Source organism: Microbacterium testaceum, assembly GCF_001476655.1.
Taxonomy (GTDB): Bacteria; Actinomycetota; Actinomycetes; order Actinomycetales; family Microbacteriaceae; genus Microbacterium; species Microbacterium testaceum_C.
The window spans coordinates 1-16,822 of record NZ_LDRT01000139.1 but is presented as its reverse complement, the minus strand read 5'-3'; the positions used below and the strand labels follow the sequence as shown (position 1 = coordinate 16,822).

At 69.5% G+C, this 16,822-nt stretch carries 17 protein-coding genes, 2 tRNA genes and 1 other RNA gene; 11 read left to right on the top strand and 9 right to left on the bottom strand.

Features of this window, described 5'->3' with window-relative positions; translation table 11 throughout:
- Positions 1-163: 163 nt before the first annotated feature.
- Positions 164-580, top strand: a complete 417-nt coding sequence (locus NS220_RS16285; protein WP_058625062.1) for a hypothetical protein — start codon at positions 164-166, stop codon at positions 578-580.
- A gap of 53 nt (positions 581-633) precedes the next feature.
- Here the strand turns inward: NS220_RS16285 and NS220_RS16280 are convergent.
- Positions 634-706, bottom strand: a tRNA-Lys gene (locus tag NS220_RS16280).
- 103 nt (positions 707-809) lie between these two features.
- Here NS220_RS16280 and NS220_RS16275 point away from each other — a divergent pair.
- Together NS220_RS16275 and NS220_RS16270 are read left to right on the top strand one after the other, a co-directional pair.
- A complete protein-coding gene (locus tag NS220_RS16275) occupies positions 810-1,628 on the top strand; it encodes an inositol monophosphatase family protein (RefSeq protein WP_058625061.1) in 819 nt (272 codons plus the stop codon).
- Positions 1,625-2,191 (top strand): hypothetical protein, encoded by a 567-nt coding sequence (locus tag NS220_RS16270; protein ID WP_058625060.1) that lies wholly within the window; start codon positions 1,625-1,627, stop codon positions 2,189-2,191. The genes NS220_RS16275 and NS220_RS16270 overlap by 4 nt, the downstream gene beginning before the upstream one ends.
- 4 nt (positions 2,192-2,195) lie before the next feature.
- Here NS220_RS16270 and NS220_RS16265 read toward each other — a convergent pair whose 3' ends face one another.
- The gene (locus NS220_RS16265) at positions 2,196-2,462 is read right to left on the bottom strand and encodes a hypothetical protein (RefSeq protein ID WP_058625059.1); all 267 of its coding nucleotides are present in this window, start codon (positions 2,460-2,462) and stop codon (positions 2,196-2,198) included.
- Between the two features lie 59 nt (positions 2,463-2,521).
- Here NS220_RS16265 and NS220_RS16260 point away from each other — a divergent pair, with 59 nt between their 5' ends.
- Positions 2,522-3,061, top strand: a complete 540-nt coding sequence (locus NS220_RS16260; protein ID WP_058625058.1) for a YaeQ family protein — start codon at positions 2,522-2,524, stop codon at positions 3,059-3,061.
- 74 nt (positions 3,062-3,135) lie between these two features.
- Here the strand turns inward: NS220_RS16260 and ssrA are convergent.
- Positions 3,136-3,505: a transfer-messenger RNA gene (gene ssrA, locus NS220_RS19435) on the bottom strand.
- 241 nt (positions 3,506-3,746) lie between these two features.
- Here ssrA and NS220_RS16255 point away from each other — a divergent pair.
- Positions 3,747-4,397, top strand: a complete 651-nt coding sequence (locus NS220_RS16255; RefSeq protein ID WP_058625057.1) for an SIMPL domain-containing protein — start codon at positions 3,747-3,749, stop codon at positions 4,395-4,397.
- A 9-nt stretch (positions 4,398-4,406) separates the two neighbouring features.
- On the opposite strand, the gene smpB is transcribed toward NS220_RS16255, so the two are convergent.
- The 4 genes from smpB to prfB all read right to left on the bottom strand — a co-directional run bounded on the left by smpB (position 4,407) and on the right by prfB (position 8,077).
- On the bottom strand, positions 4,407-4,883 hold the full coding sequence (gene smpB, locus NS220_RS16250) for an SsrA-binding protein SmpB (RefSeq protein WP_013586260.1): 477 nt from the start codon (positions 4,881-4,883) through the stop codon (positions 4,407-4,409).
- Positions 4,884-4,934: 51 nt separating this feature from the next.
- Positions 4,935-5,852 (bottom strand): permease-like cell division protein FtsX, encoded by a 918-nt coding sequence (ftsX, locus tag NS220_RS16245; protein WP_058625056.1) that lies wholly within the window; start codon positions 5,850-5,852, stop codon positions 4,935-4,937.
- Complete coding sequence (gene ftsE, locus NS220_RS16240; protein WP_058625055.1) at positions 5,849-6,865, bottom strand: cell division ATP-binding protein FtsE; 1,017 nt, start codon at positions 6,863-6,865, stop codon at positions 5,849-5,851. The genes ftsX and ftsE overlap by 4 nt, the downstream gene beginning before the upstream one ends.
- 99 nt (positions 6,866-6,964) lie before the next feature.
- A complete protein-coding gene (gene prfB / locus NS220_RS16235) occupies positions 6,965-8,077 on the bottom strand; it encodes a peptide chain release factor 2 (protein ID WP_058625054.1) in 1,113 nt (370 codons plus the stop codon).
- A gap of 70 nt (positions 8,078-8,147) precedes the next feature.
- Here prfB and NS220_RS16230 point away from each other — a divergent pair, with 70 nt between their 5' ends.
- The 3 genes from NS220_RS16230 to NS220_RS16220 all read left to right on the top strand — a co-directional run bounded on the left by NS220_RS16230 (position 8,148) and on the right by NS220_RS16220 (position 12,114).
- Positions 8,148-9,386, top strand: coding sequence for an MFS transporter (locus NS220_RS16230; RefSeq protein WP_058625066.1), 1,239 nt, complete (start codon positions 8,148-8,150; stop codon positions 9,384-9,386).
- Positions 9,387-9,546: 160 nt separating this feature from the next.
- On the top strand, positions 9,547-11,322 hold the full coding sequence (locus tag NS220_RS16225) for a M20/M25/M40 family metallo-hydrolase (protein ID WP_193755398.1): 1,776 nt from the start codon (positions 9,547-9,549) through the stop codon (positions 11,320-11,322).
- A gap of 114 nt (positions 11,323-11,436) precedes the next feature.
- Positions 11,437-12,114 carry a YoaK family protein gene (locus tag NS220_RS16220; RefSeq protein WP_242864653.1) on the top strand — a complete coding sequence of 226 codons (678 nt, stop codon included), beginning with the start codon at positions 11,437-11,439 and terminating at the stop codon, positions 12,112-12,114.
- Here NS220_RS16220 and NS220_RS16215 read toward each other — a convergent pair.
- A complete protein-coding gene (locus tag NS220_RS16215) occupies positions 12,098-13,120 on the bottom strand; it encodes an NADPH:quinone reductase (RefSeq protein WP_058625064.1) in 1,023 nt (340 codons plus the stop codon). The two genes, NS220_RS16220 and NS220_RS16215, sit on opposite strands and share 17 nt — an antisense overlap.
- Positions 13,121-13,192: 72 nt before the next feature.
- Between NS220_RS16215 and NS220_RS16210 the strand changes: the two genes are divergently transcribed.
- The 3 genes from NS220_RS16210 to NS220_RS16200 all read left to right on the top strand — a co-directional run bounded on the left by NS220_RS16210 (position 13,193) and on the right by NS220_RS16200 (position 15,732).
- Positions 13,193-14,803, top strand: coding sequence for an amidohydrolase (locus NS220_RS16210; RefSeq protein WP_058625052.1), 1,611 nt, complete (start codon positions 13,193-13,195; stop codon positions 14,801-14,803).
- Between the two features lie 51 nt (positions 14,804-14,854).
- Positions 14,855-14,936: transfer RNA gene (locus NS220_RS16205), tRNA-Leu, on the top strand.
- Between the two features lie 49 nt (positions 14,937-14,985).
- A complete protein-coding gene (locus tag NS220_RS16200) occupies positions 14,986-15,732 on the top strand; it encodes a DedA family protein (protein WP_440589475.1) in 747 nt (248 codons plus the stop codon).
- Here NS220_RS16200 and ku read toward each other — a convergent pair.
- On the bottom strand, positions 15,729-16,583 hold the full coding sequence (ku, locus tag NS220_RS16195) for a non-homologous end joining protein Ku (protein WP_058625051.1): 855 nt from the start codon (positions 16,581-16,583) through the stop codon (positions 15,729-15,731). The two genes, NS220_RS16200 and ku, sit on opposite strands and share 4 nt — an antisense overlap.
- Positions 16,584-16,822: the final 239 nt, after the last annotated feature.

Here is a 16,822-nt window from a genome sequence, read left to right as displayed (position 1 = left end):
GGGCGGGGTGTCGGTCACGGTGGGGGGCTCCTTGTGTCCTCGGGCCGCGCCGGTTCTGCGGCGCTGTTCGCGGGTCTCCGATGCTCGCAGAGGGTCCCGCCGTCTTCCACCGCGTGACAGGCGGTATACACGCACGATAAGGGGCCACGGATAGCGTGAACGCATGAGCCGGACACGACGCCGCATCGCCGCGACCCTGACGACCGCCTCCGCGCTCGTTCTGACGGGCTGTTCGCTCGACGGCCTGATCTGGGGCCGTGAGGGCGCGCACGTGATCGACACCACTCGGGAGCTCATCGATGCTGCGGCAGCGGGCGACGCGGAAGGGCTCGTCTGCTCCGGGCGGGACCAGGATCTCGGTTCCCCCTCCGCCTGGGATGGGCTTTCCGCCGAGGAGCCCGAAGAGTTCGTCGCCGACTACTGGCCCACGCAGGCCGAGCACGATCCGACATGGAGCATCAATCTGTCGCTGCCCGCCGGGCGCGTGGCATCCGGGGTCGAGTACCCGGGAGACCTGTTCTACCGGGAGGACGACGGCGGCCTCTGCCTCGTCGACATCGCGTGGTCGACGGTGCAATAGCGGCTCGCACGGAAAAGAGAAAGGGCCCCCACCCGAAGGTGGAGGCCCGTGCGTGCACCCCCTGGGACTCGAACCCAGAACCCACTGATTAAGAGTCAGTTGCTCTGCCGATTGAGCTAGAGGTGCAGGCTGATCCGCCTCAGATTTGCTTGGCGAACCGAGGGATTACGTTACCAGGCGTGACGCGGCCGCACCAAATCGGCCCCGCGTCGCCCGTTATCCTGGAGCCGTGTCCCAGACTCCCGACGAGATCGTCCCCACCCTCGCCGACGACCTCGCGCTCGCTCTGCGCCTGGCGGACGCCGCCGATGCGGTCGCCATGGCGCGCTTCGACGCCGACGACCTGCGCATCGACACCAAGGCCGACCGCACGCACGTGACCGAGGCCGACCTCGCCACCGAGCGCGCGATCCGAGAGATTCTGGATGCCGAACGCCCCGGCGACGCGGTTCTGGGCGAAGAGTTCGGCACCTCGGGCGACACCGCGCGGCGCTGGGTGATCGACCCGATCGACGGCACGCACAACTACATGCGCGGCATCCCGATCTGGGCGACGTTGATCGCCCTCACCGTCGACGGCGTCCCGGTCCTCGGCGTCGTGAGCCAGCCCGCTCTCGGGCGACGATGGTGGGCCGCCACCGGACACGGCGCGTGGACGAACACCCCCTCGGGGGAACCCCGCAGCATCCATGTCTCCGCTATCGACGACGTGGCGAAGGCGAGCATCAGCTTCCAGAGCATCGAACAGTGGAACGACGTCGACCTGCTCCCGGCGCTCGACCGCCTGTCCCGCGCGGTCTGGCGTGATCGCGGCTACGGCGACGCCCTGCCGTACATGTGGCTCGCCGAGGGGCGTCTCGAGCTCGTCGCCGAGTTCGGCGTGCAGGAGTACGACATCGCCGCGATCGCTCCCATCGTGCGCGAGGCCGGCGGACGCTTCACCGCCTTCGACGGGTCGGATCGCCTCGACGCCGGGTCCTCGTTCGCGACGAACGGCCTGCTCCACGACGACTTCCTCGCCGTGCTGCGCGCGGAGGATCCCGCGTGACCCGGCGCTTCGCCCTGACCCTTTCGGCGCTCGCCCTGAGCGTCGTCGCCCTCGCCGGGTGCTCCGGGTCCGTCCCCGCACCGACAGCGGCGGCACAAGAACCCCGGGACGGAGCCACGACGTCCGCGCCCGATCCCGTCGCCAGCGACAGCCCGACCGCCGCGGCCGAGCCGACCTGCGACACGATCATCCCGAAGAGCACGGCCGACGACTTCCGCAGCCTCGGATGGAGCGTGAGCATCGAGCCGTTCCGCATCGGCGCGACCGAGATCGCCGGCGGGATCCAGTGCAAATGGGGCGATCAGCGCATCACGACGGATCGCGTCCAGGTGTTCGGCTGGGCGCCGATCGACGACGCCGCGGCCTCCGAGGCCGAAAGCGAGCTCGTCGCCTCGGGGTGGCGCCGCGAAGAAGGCTCGAACGGCACCTACGTCACCGAGAACTCCTCGTGGGTCGGCGGGAGAGGCGACAGCGATGGCTACGGCATCACCTACCTCTTCGGAGACGGCTGGGTGAAGCTCGCCGACACGCGCCAGAGTCTCTTCCTCGTCGAGGGTCCCTGACCACTCACCGGTACGGGTTCACCGCGGCGGCATCCCTCGCCGCGACGAACCCCTCGTCCCACGCGTCGCCCCGCGCTTCGCGCTCGCGCCAGAGCTCGTCGGCCCGTCGCACCTTCTCGGCGAAGGCGACCCAGTCGCTCCACGACGCGGTGATCCCGGATGCCGCTCCCCCGCCGTCGCCGCGCGCGACAGCGGTCCAGGTGCCGGCGGCGGGCGTGGGCTCCAGGCGGAACGGGCCGACATCGATACGCAGGGCACGGGGATCTGGCATCCCTCGACGCTAGGCGCTGGGTGAGGACCGCGACAAGCACTCGCGTAGGCTCGACCCTCGTGGCTATCGGCGCGACCATTCACACGTTCACGGTGCAGCTCTCGGACGTCGATCGCGGCGTGTACGACGAGCTATCGATCCGCGTCGCCCGGCACCCCTCCGAGACGGACGCCTACATGCTCACGCGCGTGCTCGCCTACTGCCTCGAGTACGAGGAGGGCATCGACTTCAGCGAGGGGATCTCGGCGACGGACGAGCCCGCCGTCCTGGTGCGCGACCTCACGGGCGCCCTGGTCGCGTGGATCGAGGTCGGGGCTCCGGATGCCGCCCGCCTCCACACCGGCAGCATGAAGGCCGCGCGCACCGCCGTCTACACGCACCGCGACCCCGAGAAGGTCGCCGCCCCCTGGGCAGGCAAGCGGATACACCGGGCCGACGAGGTGCTCCTGCACAGCTTCGACCCGGGGTTCGTCGAGCGGATGGCCGGGCACATCGAGCGGCGCAGCACGGCCACGCTCACGCGGACCGAGGGCCGCATCTACCTCGAGCTCAACGGCGTCTCGGACGAGACCGACTTCCACACGCGTCCCGCCGCCTGACGACAGCGGAGACGACGACGCCCCCACCCCACCGAGACGGGTGGGAGCGGGGGCGTCGTCGAGGTGACAGTGGCTCGTGGAGCTGGGGGGAATCGAACCCCCGTCCAACGCTGGGTCTCCGCGTTTTCTCCGGGCGCAGTCTGTGAAGACGTTCTGCTCGGCTCCGACCTTTGTCACAGACACCTAAGTCGACAAGCCCAGCCTGGGAAGAGTCCCGCGTGACGTCCAGACGCCGTCACGCAGCAAGACCCCTAAATGACGCCAGGATCCGTGGCGGGGTCACACACGGTCTGACGGACTATCGGGCTCGCTTACGCAGCGAGGGCGAAGTCAGTGCGCTTAGCATCGGCACTTATTGTTTTGCAGGGAGCGTTTACGAGATAACCCCACATCCTCGGCCCGCTTCTCGCGGGTTCGCAGGCGCTGTCGAAACCGATCAGCCCCGGGAACTCCGTTTCGGAGTGGCCACTGTCACCCTGTTGAATTACCACCTCGGTCGCCGTCTTCTTCAGCGGTGCCCGAGCATCACACTCTACAACGCTTCGCGAGACTCCGTGATTCCCCCGGACGCTCTCCCCCCGTCCCGGAACGGTCCCGCGAAGTCCGTCCGCCGCACCACGGACGGCGCGCCACACACGAACGCCGCACGACCGATCCGCGCCGCACCCTGCCGTAGGCTCGCGGCATGAGCGAGGTCGTCATCACCGTCCGCGGCGAGAGCACCGCGCGCGTGCGCGCCGAGGAAGCAGTCGTCCGCGTCACTGTCGTGACAGACGGACCCGTGCGCGGGCCGGTGGTCGAGCGCGCGCAGGAACGCGCCTCGTCGGTGCAGGACGGGCTCGTCGCGCACCTCCGATCGGGCGAGGTGTCCGAGTGGTCGAGCGCACGGGTGTCGGTGTGGTCCGACCGGCCGTGGAACAACGAGGGCGCCCAACTCCCCCTCGTCCACCACGCCGCGGTCGAACTGTCGGCCACCTTCACCGACGCGGGGGCGCTGTCATGGTGGCTCGGCGACGTTGCCGAGTCCGACGACGTCCAGGTGACCGCGGTGGAGTGGCGCCTTTCCACCGAGACACGCGCCCGCGTCGAGCGAGACGTCGCCGCCGACGCGGTCCACGTCGCGGTCGAGCGCGCCACGGCCTACGCGGATGCCCTGGGACTGGCATCCGTCACCGCCGTCGAGATCGCGGATGCCGGGCTCCTGGCGGCGCGACCGGAGAACCCGCCCGCCTTCGCCGCGCGCGCCATGTCCGCCGACAGCGGGCCGTCGTTCAGCCTGCAGCCGTCCGAGATCGTCGTCAGCTCGACCGTCGAAGGACGCTTCCGCGCGGAGTGACGCGGCGGCTCACTCGCCCAGACGGTTCTTCGTCCGCATCGCGCGTTCCGCCTCGCGCTTGTCCTCACGCTCGCGGATGGTCTGCCGCTTCTCGAACTCGCGCTTGCCCTTGGCCACCGCGATCTCGACCTTGGCGCGCCCGTCGAGGAAGTACAGGCGCAACGGGACGAGTGTGTAGCCGCCCGCGGCCACCGCGTGCGAGAGCTTCACGATCTCTTCTTTGTGCAGCAGCAGCTTGCGCGTGCGCTTGGCCGAGTGGTTCGTCCAGTGCCCCTGGGAGTACTCCGGGATGTGGACGGCATCGAGATAGGCCTGTCCGCCGTCGATGTACGCATAGCCGTCGGTCAGGTTCGCACGCCCCTGGCGCAGCGACTTGACCTCGGTTCCCGTCAGAACGAGACCCGCTTCGTACGTCTTCTCGATGGCGTAGTCGTGACGCGCCTTCTTATTGGACGCGATGAGCTTCTCCCCCTGCTCACGAGGCATGGTGCCACCTCCTCATGATCATGGGCACACAGAGCCCCTCAGTCTACGGGATCAGGCGCGCAGCCATCGCCGAATGGCGAAACCGGCACTCAGCGCCGACAGGACCACACCGATCACGACGATCACCGGCACCACGATCGCGACGTCCGACAGGCCCACCCACGACGTGATGAAGCCGATCCGATCGCGGAGATAGCGCTCCACACCGACCTGGACGATCGCCCACACCGCGACGCTCGCGAGCGCCGACCCGATGAGAGCGGCGAGGACGCCCTCGAGGATGAAGGGGGTCTGGATGAAGCGGTTGGACGCCCCGACGAGGCGCATGATGCCGAGCTCCCTGCGCCGCGCGAACGCGGAGAGGCGAATGGTCGTCGCGATCAGCAGGACCGCCGCGATGAGCATGAGTCCGGCGATCCCGACCGCGACATAGGTGGCGACCGTGAGCGACTGGAACAGCGGTTCTAGATACTGCATCTGATCCTTGACCTCCTCGACCCCGGCCTGCCCGCTGAACGCTTCCGCGATCACGTCGGACTGACTCTGGTTGACGAGGTTGATGCTGAAGGTCGCGTTGAACTGGTCCGCGGTGACGACACCGGCGATGTCGGACGACAGGAGTCCCTGGGCGTTCTGGAACGCCTCGTCGCTCGTCGAGAAGCTGTAGTCGCGGATCAGCGGCTTGAGCGCGTCACCTTCGAGGGTCGCGCGGACGGCGTCGATCTGCTCCTGCGTCGCCGCCTCACCGGGCGTACAGGTGGCGGAGTCCGACACCGTGGAGCACATGAAGACGGCGACCTGAGCGCGATCGGCCCAGTACGACTGCATCTTGCCGATCTGCATCTGCATGAGCATCGCCGCGCCGACGAAGGTCAGCGAGACGAACGTGACGAGGATGACCGAGATGACCATCGACGCGTTGCGGCGAAGACCCGAGAAGGCCTCCGAGAGGATGAGCCCGAACCTCATGACGTGGGTCCCACTTCGTCGTCGCGGTCTTTCTTCTCGGCGAGTCCGAGTTTGTCGGCGAGGCCGAGCGCGTCGACCTCGGGGGTGCTCACGGGGATGGAGCGCGTGTTCGTCCCGGGCTCGCGGCGTTCCGCGGCGGCAGTGGTCACCGACGGCGACTCAGGCTCGACGGGAGCGGCAGAGACCTGCTCCGATCCCTCCGGGCCGCGCAACGGTTCCACCGGCCCGGTGATGCTCGTGACTTCGCGCTGCACCTCGAGCACCGCGGTGAGGGCGGCCACGGCCGCCGCACCCTTCTCGACCTCGGGTGCCAGCACCGGCAGACCGGAACGGTCTCCGTAGCCGCCGTGCCGCTCGTCGCGCACCATCTCGCCGCCGCGCAGCTCGATCACGCGCCGCTGCATCTGGTCGACGAAGCCGGCCTCGTGCGTCGCCATGACGACGGTCGTGCCGCCGGCATTGATCCGCGCGAGGAGCCGCATGATGTCGATGGAGGTGCCGGGGTCGAGGTTTCCCGTGGGCTCGTCGGCCAGCAGGACCTGGGGGCGGTTCACGAGGGCGCGCGCGATCGCGACGCGCTGCTGCTCACCGCCGGAGAGCTCGTGCGGCAGGCGCTTCTCTTTGCCGTCGAGACCGACGAGAGCGAGCACCTCGGGAACGGCCTGCTGCACGAAGCCGCGCGAGGCGCCCGTCACCTGCAGCGTGAAGGCGACGTTCTGGTGCACGGTCTTGTTCGGCAGCAGCCGGAAGTCCTGGAACACCGAACCGATGTGCCGACGGAAGTAGGGAACCTTGCGGTTCGACAGGGTGCGCAGGTCGCGACCGAGCACGACGACGCGCCCTTCGCTCGGGGTCTCGGCCCGCAGGATCAGCTGCAGGCACGACGACTTCCCCGAACCCGAGGCGCCGACGAGGAAGACGAACTCTCCGCGCTGCACCTCGAAGTCGACTGCGCTCAGCGCGGGCTTCGTGGTGCCGCGATACCGCTTGGTGACATTCTCGAACCGGATCATGGCTCGACGAGCCTAAACGCGCGTTCCGAGGAGCCCGACAGGACGCGCCGTGTCGGCATCCGGGAAAACCCTATGGATGCCGAGACCCCGGCGTTCGACTCAGTCGTCGTCGTCTTTGCGCTTGCGCCAGCGGATTCCGGCGGCGATGAGACCGTCGAGGTCGCCGTCGAAGACGACGGCGGGGTTGCCCACCTCGTAGCCGGTGCGCAGGTCCTTCACGAGCTGCTGGCCGTAGAGGAAGTAGGAGCGCATCTGGTCGCCCCAGCTCGCGGTGATCGTGCCGGCGAGCTCTTTCTTCTTCGCTGCTTCTTCCTCGCGCTTGAGCAGGAGGAGGCGGGTCTGCAGGACGCGCATGGCGGCGGCGCGGTTCTGGATCTGCGACTTCTCGTTCTGCATCGACACGACGAGGCCGGTGGGGAGGTGCGTGATGCGCACGGCCGAGTCGGTCGTGTTGACGGACTGTCCGCCGGGGCCGGAGGAACGGAACACATCGACGCGGATGTCCCCCTCGGGCACCTCGACCTCGACGGCCTCCTCCATCACGGGGATGACCTCGACCGCGGCGAAGCTGGTCTGGCGTTTGTCGGCACCGCCGAAGGGGCTGATGCGTGCGAGGCGGTGCGTGCCGGCCTCGACCGAGAGTGTGCCGTAGGCGTAGGGGACGTCGACCTCGAAGGTCGCCGACTTGATGCCGGCACCCTCGGCGTAAGAGGTGTCCATGACCTTCACGGGGTACTTGTGCCGCTCCGCCCAACGCAGGTACATGCGCAGGAGCATCTCGGCGAAGTCGGTGGCGTCGTCGCCGCCCGCTCCCGAGCGGATCGTCACGACGGCGGAGCGGGAGTCGTATTCTCCGTCGAGGAGAGTCTGCACCTCGAGCTGGCCGATCACGTCTTTCAGTGCGGCCAGTTCGCGGCGCGCCTCGTCGGCGCTGTCTTCGTCATCCATCTCGATCGCGAGCTCGACGAGCACCTCGAGGTCGTCGAGGCGCTGCTCGATCTCGGTGAGGCGCTTGAGCTCGGCTTGCCGGTGGCTGAGGCGGCTGGTCACCTTCTGCGCATTGTCGACGTCGTCCCAGAGGTCGGGGGCACCGGCCTCTTCGCTGAGGCGGTCGATGTCGGCGGTGAGTGCGTCGACGTCGACCACGGCCTGGATATCGGCGAAGGTCGAGCGCAGCGCCTGGATGTCGGCGGTCAAATCGAGTTCGAGCATTTGGAATCAGCCTATCGTGGACACGGTGACCGCCGACTCTCCTCGGGGCGTGCTGGTGCGCTTCGCCCCCATGATCTACGGGCCCACCCTCCTGTTCGCGATCGGAGAGGGCGCCGTCATCCCCCTCATCCCGGTGATCGCGAACCGCCTCGGCGCCGACGTCGCCCTGGCGGCGCTGGTCGCCGCGGCCCTCGTCGTCGGGCAGTTGTGCGGCAACATTCCCGCGGGCTGGGCGGTCGCACGCTTCGGAGAGCGGATCACGATGGGAGTGGCCGGCATCGTCGTCCTCGGCGGCCTGGTGGGCGTCGTGTTCGCCGGAACGCTCGCGATCTTCGCGGCCGCGGTCTTCCTCATCGGATTCTGCGCAGCGTCTTTCTCGCTGGCCCGGCATTCGTTCATGACGACACGGGTGCCCCTGCCTTTCCGAGCCCGCGCGCTCTCGCTGCTCGGCGGGACATTCCGCCTCGGAATGTTCGTCGGCCCTTTCATCTCTGCGGCATTGCTCGGGATCTTCGGCGACGAGAAGGCATCCATTCTCTTCTTCGCCGTGTGCCAGATCGCCACGATCCTTCTCGTGTTCCTGGGGCCCGATCCCGAGAAGGCTGTCCCTGTGGGCGGGGCCGCCGTCGCCGAGAAGCCCGACGTCGACTCCCGCGACGCCGAGGACACGGGCGAGCCGGTGAGCGGAGCCATCCCGATCACGGAGCGGGCGGGCGTCTTCCGCACGATGTGGCGCTTCCGCGGGGTGCTCGCGCGGCTCGGTCTCGCTGCGGCGTCCCTGTCCGCCGTGCGCTCGGCCCGCCAGGTCGTGCTCCCCCTCTGGGGCGTCTCGCTCGGATTGGATGCCTCGACGATCGCCGTGGTCGTCGGCGTCTCCGGCGCGATCGACTTCGCCTTGTTCTACGCGAGCGGCCAGGTGATGGACCGCTTCGGCCGCCTGTGGGCGGCGCTGCCCGCCATGATCCTCATGGGGGCGGGGTTCCTCGCCCTCGCTTTCACGCACGACCTCACCGGCGCGGCGATGTGGTTCGCGATGTTCGCCGCGGTCCTGGGGGTGGGCAACGGGTTGTCCAGCGGCATCCTGCTCACTCTCGGCGCCGACCTCGCCCCCGCCGAGGAACCCGCCGCCTTCCTCGGTTCGTGGCGCACCCTGACGGACGCCGGGGGTGCCGTCGCCCCCGTCCTGATCTCGGCTCTGACCGCCACGGTGTCGCTCTCGGGAGCCGTGGGCGCCATGGGTGTGATCGCCGCTCTCGGCGCGTTCGGCTTCGTGCGGTGGGTACCGCGATACGTGCCGCGCGCACGGTGATTTTCATCGCCGGAATTGTTTCGACCCCGTAAAAATTCCGGCGACCCTTGTTGGTTCCGACATTCTCCCGACAGAATCGAAACGCGATCGTCTTCTCCGGACGACGCGTCATTCCCCCTGGATGATGCGGGCATCGATGCCCGCGGAGAGGTGCATTCCTGTGCCCAGAAACACCCTGATTCCCCCTCCCCGGCGCGTGCGACGCGCGTCCGCGATCGCGGCGACGAGTGCGCTCGTCGGCGGTGCGCTGATGATCGCCCCCGCGGCGTTCGCCGCGCCGGACGCCGAGGCTCCGAACGACCTCGGGCTGACCGGCGCCGACGTCATGACGCACCTGACCGAGCTCTCGACGATCAGCGAATCGTACGCGGATGAGGGGTACCGGACATGGGACGGCCCGGGATACGAAGCCGCCGCGCAGTACGCCGAGAAGGTCCTCGCCGACACCGGCGCCTTCACCGTGACCCGCCACGCGTTCGACGTGCCCTACTCCGACTTCGGCGTGGCCTCGCTCGTCGTCGACGGCACGGTCTACACCGGTTCGCACTTCGACAACAGCGAGGGCACCGACGGTGACGTCACCGCGCCTCTCGCGCTGCCCGTCTCGGAGGACGGCGGCTTCCTCGGTTGCGCCGCGAGCGACTTCGCCGAGGTGCCGGCCGGCTCGATCGTCCTCGTGCAGCGCGGCATCTGCTCCTTCGAGGAGAAGATCGGCTTCGCCTCGGATGCCGGAGCCGCCGCGGTCTTCATCTACAACAACGAGCGTCCGCCGGAGGAGAACACCGCTCCCGAGGACCAGCTGACCAACGTCACCTCGGGTCCCCGAAACGAAGAGGACTCCCCCGCCGCCACGCTCCCGCAGGCGAGCGGCGACGCGATCCAGGCGCTCATCACGGCGGCACCGGAGGACGCGCCCGTCGAGGGCACCGCCACCATCGAGAAGCAGTTCCTCGTCGGGAAATCCTTCAACATCATCGCCGACAGCACCGCGGGCGACCCCGACGACACCGTCGTCATCGGCGCCCACCTCGACGGCGTCGCGGAGGGTCCGGGCGTGAACGACAACGCCTCGGGCTCCGCGGCCGTGCTCGCGCTCGCGGAGAAGATCGCGGCATCCGAGGTCCCCAACGACAAGCGGATCCGCCTCGCCCTCTGGGGCGCGGAGGAGATCGGCCTTCTCGGCTCGACCGCCTACGTCAACGACCTCGTCGCGAACGACCCGGCCGAATGGGATCGCATCTCGTCGTACCTCAACTACGACATGATCGGCTCGGAGAACTTCACCGTCGGCGTCTACGACGCGGACCGGTCGACGTTTCCGGCCGACGGCGTGAACATCCCCGAGGGGTCGGAGGCGATCGAGAAGATCTACACCGACTACTTCGACGCGATCGAACAGCCGTGGATCGACACGGAGTACTCCGGCCGCTCCGACTACCAGGCGTTCATCGACAACGGCGTGCCCGCGGGCGGTCTGTTCTCGGGAGGTGACGACATCAAGACCGAGGAACAGGTCGAGATGTTCGGCGGGACGTCCGGCGTCTTCATGGACCGCAACTACCACACGGTCGACGACACGCTCGCGAACATCAACCGCGACTCGGTCGACATCTTCGCCCCGGCGATCGGCCACGCGGCCGCCGCCCTCGCGTGGACCGCGGCGGTCGAGCCGTCGCCCGAGCCGACCGTCGAGCCCACGGTCGAGCCGACGACCGAGCCCACCACCGAGCCGACGGCGCAGCCCACGACAGAGCCGACGGCCCAGCCCAGCCCCTCGCCGAGCACGACGACCGGCCCCGGACCGCGCGACAACCTCGCGAAGACCGGCTCGAACGCCGAGGGCTCGCCCCTGCCCGCGATCGGTGTCGGAATGCTCGTGATCGGTGCGCTCATCGCAGCCGGCACGGTCGTCGCCCGCCGCCGCCCGCAGGAGTAGGCACCACCGGATCGACCGTCGGGGTCGTGTGCGCTGAGCACACGGCCCCGACGGCGTCTCGGGACCGGCGATTTGCCCCGCCGCCTCGCGCGAAGGAAGATGCGAACCGGTGAGATGAACCGGGAGGACGCCGTGAAGGACGTGGACCGTGGCGCGCTGACTCTCTCGGCCGCGCTGGCCGCTGTCGCGGGTTTCGTCGACGCGGTCGGGTTCCTCGACACGGGTGGTCTCTTCGTCTCGTTCATGAGCGGCAACTCGACGCAGGGCGCGGTCGACCTCCTGAATGGAGAGTCCGGGGTCGCCTTCGTCTCGATCGGGATCATCGCCGCGTTCGTGATCGGTGTCACCGTCGGCGCCACCGTGAGCCTGCGGGCCGCGCGTCCCCGTGCCGGGGTCGTCGCGGGTTCGGCGACGGCTGTCGCCCTCGCCGCCGCCCTCGCGCTCGGGGGCGACTCCACCCTCTGGCGCGTCGGCCTCCTCGCGGCGGCGATGGGGGCGTTGAACACGCTGTTCCTGGCGGAGGGCCGCGCGCGCGTCGCCATCACCTACGCCACGGGGACGCTGGTGAGCCTCGGGCTCGGGCTCGCCGCCCTGCTCACCGGCGGCTCCCGCACCGCGTGGCGCCGCCCGCTCCTGCTGTGGTCCTCACTCGTGGCGGGGGCCGTGATCGGCGGGCTCGCCCACCGGTGGGGCAGCCCGATCGCGCTCGGGATCGCCGCCCTCACTCTCGCGGGCGCCGCCGCCGCGATCGGCTGGCGCGGGCTGGGCCGGGCGGTCAGTCCTCGTCGCTGACGCGGATCAGGACCTTCCCCGTCGCCCCGGCCGCGACGGCGTCGTGCGCCGCCGCCGTCTCGTCGAGCGGGAACCACGTCAGCGGCAGGCCGGAATCGCCCCCGACGGGAAGCGCACCGTCGGCGACCGCGGCGGACACGTCTTCGGCAGCGGCCGCGAGAGCGGTCTCCCCCACCGTGTACAGCAGCAGTCCCTGCCAGCGGACGTTCTTCGCGAAGCTCGCCCGCACTGCGGCGGAGAAGGTGTCACCGCCGTTGTCGGCGTAATACCCGATGGTCCCGTGGTTGGCGATGACCTCGACGTCGACAGCAGCGTTGTCGGCGATCGCCACCTCGACGATGTGCTGCACCCCCTCAGGAGCCAGCTCCCGGATGCCGGCGGCCAGCGTCTCGCTCGGGTACTGCAGCACGTGGTGAGCGCCCGCCGCGCGCGCCAGCGCCTCCTTCTCGTCGCTGCTGACAGTCGCGATCACGCTCGCTCCCGCCCACACCGCGAGCTGGATCGCCGCGTGGCCCACGGCCCCGGCACCGCCCTGCACGAGGACCGTGCGTCCGGCCAAGGCGCCGGGGGCGAGTCGCGACGGACCGTCCTCGTGCACGGTCAGCGCACGATGCGCCGTCATCGCCGGGACGCCGAGGCTGGCCCCGAGCGCGAACGAGGCGTCGTCCGCGAGCGGAACCGCCCGCTCGGCGGGGACCACCGCGTACTCGGCCGCCGTACCCGTCGGGCGCTCGTGCTGCGCGAGGTACACCCAGACGCGCTGTCCGGCCGAGACCGACGACACGCCCGCGCCTACGGCATCCACGGTCCCCGCCCCGTCCTGGTTCGGCGTCACCTCGGGGAAAGAGAAGGGACGACCGCCCTCGCGGGCCTTCCAGTCGGTCGGGTTCACCCCCGACACGGCGATGCGCACGCGCACCTCACCGGGGCCGGGCTCGGGGAGACGACGCTCGCCGAGCGTGAGGACGGAGGAGTCACCGGTCTGGGAGTACGTGATCGCTCGCATGGAGAAGACAAGGAGCTGTCGCTCGGCGGCATTCCCTCGGCGTGTCGCGGGGCGGGCCGCCACACTGAGCGGATGAGCAGTCTTCTCGTGGCCAACGGCGTCCTCTTCTCGGCCGGCGTCCTCACCGAGGGCGATGCCGTGGGTGTTCGCGACGGCGAGGTCGTGGCGACGGGGACGCGCCACGAGGTGCGCGGGGTGATGGGCGTCGTCGACGACGAGCTCGACGCCCGCGGAGGACTCATCGCACCCGGATTCGTCGACGCCCACATCCACCTCGGCGGCGGCGCGGTCGATGCGCTGCGATGCGACCTCGCGGGAGCCGACTCGCTCGCCGAGATCGAGCGCAGGGTGCGGGCGTTCGCGGCCGGTTCGACGGCATCGTGGATCGTCGGCGGGGGCTGGGATCCCACGCTCTTTCCGCACTCGGGCCCCACCGCCGCACACCTCGACGCGCTCGTCCCGGATCGGCCCGCCCTGTTCCTGGATGCCGATCACCACGGCGCGTGGGTGAACAGCGCGGCGCTGCAAGCGGCGGGGATCGATCACGACACCCCCGATCCGTTCGACGGGCGGATCGAGCGCTCCGCCGACGGGACCCCGAGCGGAACGCTCCGGGAGGGGGCGATGCAGCGGGTGTCGCCGCTCGTGCCGCCGGCAGACACCGTCGACGTCGCCCGCGCGCTGCACGCGATCTCACGCGACGTCATCGCGACGGGCATCACGGGCTGGCAGGAGGCGGCGCTCGGCCTCTACGCCGGCTACCCGGACTTCTCGGATGCGTACCGCCAGCTCACGACCTCGGGAAACCTCGTCGGGCGAGCGACAGGTGCGATCTGGGTACCGCGCGATCTCACCCGGGACACGATCGACGCGTTCGTCGCGGACTGCGTCGAGCGCGCTCGCGCGAACACCGCGGCGGGATTCCCGACCCGGACCGCGAAGCTCATGCTCGACGGGATCATCGAGACGCGCACCGCGCACGTGTGCGCGCCGTATCCCGACGGCTCACACGGCCTGTCGTACTTCGACCCCGCCGTGGTGCAACGGCTGGTGCCCGCTCTGAACGCGGCCGGCATCTCTGTGCACGTCCACGCCCTGGCCAACGCGGCCGTACGCGATGCCCTCGACGGATTCGCCTCTGTCCCGGCGGCCGTCCGCGCCGGCGTCCGAAACCACATCGCCCACCTCGAGCTCGTCACGCCGTCCGATGTTCCGCGATTCGCGGAGCTCGGGGTCACGGCCAACTGCCAGCCGTATTGGGCCTGTCGGAACGACCTCGTGCGCGACGTGACGCTCCCGCTCCTGGGGGCGGATCGCGCCGACGCGCTGTACCCCTTCGCCTCGCTCCGGCGAAGCGGTGCAAGCCTCGCGATGGGGTCGGACTGGCCCGTGTCGACGTTCGACCCGTGGCTGGGCGTGCACGTGGCGGTGACGCGTCGTCCGCCGGGGGACGCGTATGCCGAGCCCCTCGGCGCCGCGCAGGCGCTTCCCCTGAGCGTGGCACTCGACGCCTACACCCGCGGCTCCGCCGACCTGCTCGGCCTCGGACCGGGCACGCTCGACCGCGGAGCGCCGGCCGATATCGCCATCGCGGACCGAAATCCCTTCGCGGGGCCGGCTGACGGCATCCACGAGACTCGGAACGTCCACACGATCATCGCGGGCGAACTCGTCGGGGGTTGACGGCGGCTTCCCATGGTGGGACGCTCGCGCGCGTTTAGACTGAACCCACTCGCGGGAGTGGTGAAATTGGCAGACACGCAGGATTTAGGTTCCTGTGCCTTCGGGCGTGGGGGTTCAAGTCCCCCCTTCCGCACGACGACTGCCGTACCCGAGCACGACCTCTCCGACCCGACGGGACCGATGTGATCCACCCCACCGCCCTGCTCCCGTGGCTCGACCCCGCGACGATCATCACCAACTCCCAGCCCTGGGCCCTGCTGGTGGTCTGCTTCATCATCTTCGCCGAGACCGGCCTGCTCATCGGGTTCCTCCTTCCCGGCGACACACTGCTGATCATGGCGGGCCTTCTCTCGCACTCGTCGCCCGCCGCCCCCAACGGCGTCTTCGGCATCAACGCGTGGTGGGTCGCGCTCGCGATCGGCGTCGCCGCGTTCATCGGCGGCGAGGTCGGGTATTACATCGGGCACAAGGCCGGACCGTCGATCTTCGAACGCAAAGACTCGGGCATCTTCAGCAAGAAGAACGTCGAGCGCACAAACGCCTTCTTCGTGCGGTTCGGCGGCCTCACCGTGATCCTCGCGCGCTTCGTCCCGGTCGTGCGCACTTTCGCCCCCATCGCGGCAGGCGTCGGCCACATGCCGTGGCGCAAGTACACGCTCTACAACTTCATCGGAGCGGTGCTCTGGGGCATCGGCCTCACGATGCTCGGCTACGCGGTGGGATACATCCCCTTCATCCGCGACATCGTGACCGAGTACATCGACGTGATCCTGCTCGCCGCCGTCGCCGGCACCGCGCTCTTCATCGGCATCCACTACTTCCGTGAGCGCGCCGCCGCCAAGCGCGAAGGCGTTGTGACGCCCGCCGAGGCCGAGTCCCTGACGCTCGACCCGAAGACGCTCGAAGACGGGGACCAGCCCGCGCGCTAAGACGCTTTCGAGCTCTTCTTCTTCGCGGGGGCCTTCTTCTTCGCGGGTTCGTCCTTCTCGGCGCGCGCCGCGCGACTGCGCTCGACGCTCGCGCGCAGCGCCTCCATGAGGTCGATGACTTCGCCGCCGTCTTCTTCCTCGGCCTTGCCGAAGGTGGCATCCGTGTCGATCGCGTCGCCCTGCGCGAGCTTCGCATCGATCAGGGTGCGCAGCTCCTCCTGGTACTCGTCGGTGAACTCCTCGGGGTCGAAGTCCTTCGAGAAGCTCTCGACCAGCGAGGCCGACATCTCGAGCTCCTTCGCCGAGATGCGCACGCTCTCCTCCAGCGCGGGGAACGCGGCCTCCCGCACCTCGTCCGCCCAGAGCAGCGTCTGCAGCACGAGCACCTCGTCGCGGACGCGCAGCGCAGCGAGCCGGGTCTTCTGACGCAGGGAGAAGCGCACGATCGCGGTACGGTCGGTCTGCTCGAGCGTCTTGCGCAGGAGGACGTAGGCCTTGGGCGACGAGGAGTCCGGTTCGAGGTAGTACGCCTTGTCGAGGGTCAGCAGGTCGACCTGGTCGCTCGGCACGAACTCGACGACCTCGATCTCACGGCTGCGTTCGCTGGGCAGCGACGCGAGGTCGTCTTTCGTGAGGACCACCGTCTGCTCGCCGTCGTCGTACGCCTTGTCGATGTCGCTGTAGGGCACGACCTCGCCGTCGATCTCGCAGATGCGCTGGTACCGGATGCGCCCGCCGTCGGCGTTGTGCACCTGATGCAGGGAGACGTCGTGGTCTTCCGTGGCCGAGTACACCTTCACGGGCACGTTGACGAGGCCGAACGTCAGAGCGCCCTTCCAGATCGATCGCATGGGTCCAGTGAACACCGTCGGAGGGGTGGATGCCGAGGGGGTTGTGTCAGTGCGGGGAGCACAACTCCTGCAGATCCACCCGTAAGCCGGCCTCCCGCGCGCCGTCCGTGCGATCTGCAGGAGTTGTGCTGTCTGCCCCGAGTATGCGGCGCAGGAGATCCGGCGGCACCCCCGCTCCCAGCAGGACGGCCACTCCCGCGCCGCGCCCGGTGTCCTCCAGCCCCGGCACCGCGCCCCGC